Raw genomic sequence first — 1598 nt, forward strand, 5'->3', positions numbered from 1 at the left:
CCGGCGTGTCATCGGCATGCAGTTTGGTGCCAGCCAGTACGTGTTGACGGATCGCTTCGACCAGCGGGCGCAGCAGCGCACTGGCAGCGCCGACCCAGCTGGCCAGCAGGGCCCGGTCCAGCTCGACACCCTCGCGTGCGTAGATCACCGACTGCCGGTACAACGGCAGGTGATCCGCGAACTTGGCCACCAGCACATGCGCCAGCAGGCCCGGACCGGCGATACCGCGGGCGATCGGCCGGCTTGGCGCCGGCGCCTGCACGATGGCGTCGCAGCCGCCGCAGGCCAGTTTCGGGCGCACGTGACGGATCACGCGGAAGCTGGCCGGCACGAACTCGAGTTGCTCGGCCACGTCCTCGCCCAGTTGATGCAGCTTGCCGCCGCAGGACGGGCAGGCTTCATCGGGAGGCAGGTAGCGCTGTTCATCACGCGGCAGATGCTCGGGCAAAGGCTTGCGTGCCGCCCGTTTGCGCGGCGCCTGGTCCGCTGCCGGCATCTCCCGTTCGGCCTCGGCGTCGTCGGCCTGCAAGTCTTCAAGCTGCAACTCCAGTTGTTCGATCTGGTGGTCGAGTTTTTCGGACTTGCGGCCAAACTGCATGCGCCGCAGCTTGGCGATCTGCAGTTTCAGATGCTCGATCTCGGCGGCGCGGGTATTCAACTGCGCTTTCAAACCCGCCACTTCGACCTCGCGTGCCCACAGCAATGCCTTCAGGGCATCGATGTCGTTGGGCAGGTCGGCAGGGTTGAGCATGGGCCGAGTTTACGCGAGGTTCGTGACGTTTACAAGGCCGCTGTCGGGCGCCAGGTACGCTCTGGCCGACGCCAGTCTATGCCCTCGAGCAGCATCGACAGCTGTGCCTGCGTCAGGGCGACACTGCCGTCGGCGGCCTGCGGCCAGACGAAGCGCCCGCGCTCAAGCCGCTTGGACAGCAGGCACAGGCCATCACCACTCCACCATAGCACCTTGAGCATGTCGCCGCGCCGCCCCCGAAACACGAACACGTGGCCGCTGAACGGGTCTTCGGCCAGCGCCGCCTGCACCTTGACGGCCAGCCCGTTCATGCCTGCACGCATGTCGGTGACGCCGGCGGCCAGCCATATCTTCGTGCCTGCTGGCAAACCGATCATGGCAGTAGCCGCGCCAGCAACAGCGTCAGCGTGGTCGCGTCGACCTGGCCTTCCAGACGCAGCTGGGCCTGGCCCACGCTGAGCACGATCACGCCGGGCGGGACGCTGGCGACCGGTGCACTTGCGGGCAAGGTGTCGAGCACTGTGACGGCCACCAGCTGGCTTGGCGCATTGCCGCCGGCAAGCGCCTGGTCACCGAAACGCTTGCGCCAACTGAACAACTGATTGGTGTTGATCTTGAGTTCGCGGGCGATCAGCGAGACAGAGGCGCCATCGACCTGCGTACGTGCGACAGCGGCACGCTTGAATTCATCGCTGTGACGGCGATACGGCCCGCGTTTCGCCCTAATTGCAACTGGTTGAATGATTGTGTCCATAAATAAATTTGTGGACACAACCAATTTGTGTCCCAAATTCAATCATGGCATCGTGCGATGCTCAAGGGTAGACGGCGGTGGGACGACGCTTAC

3 protein-coding genes are annotated in these 1598 nt (G+C 64.8%); all 3 read right to left on the bottom strand.

The features are described 5' to 3' along the window. Positions 1-751 (bottom strand): IS66 family transposase (gene tnpC / locus ACP7B7_RS31580; RefSeq protein ID WP_426079359.1); only part of this gene is annotated, 751 nt, incomplete at its 3' end. Positions 752-780: 29 nt separating this feature from the next. Next, on the bottom strand, positions 781-1128 hold the full coding sequence (tnpB, locus tag ACP7B7_RS31585; protein WP_070346880.1) for an IS66 family insertion sequence element accessory protein TnpB: 348 nt from the start codon (positions 1126-1128) through the stop codon (positions 781-783). Continuing rightward, the gene (locus ACP7B7_RS31590; protein ID WP_308921039.1) at positions 1125-1505 is read right to left on the bottom strand and encodes a transposase; all 381 of its coding nucleotides are present in this window, start codon (positions 1503-1505) and stop codon (positions 1125-1127) included. The genes tnpB and ACP7B7_RS31590 overlap by 4 nt, the downstream gene beginning before the upstream one ends. Positions 1506-1598: the final 93 nt, after the last annotated feature.

Origin of the sequence: Janthinobacterium sp. PSPC3-1, assembly GCF_049896105.1 — a bacterium.
Lineage (GTDB): Bacteria > Pseudomonadota > Gammaproteobacteria > Burkholderiales > Burkholderiaceae_D > Janthinobacterium.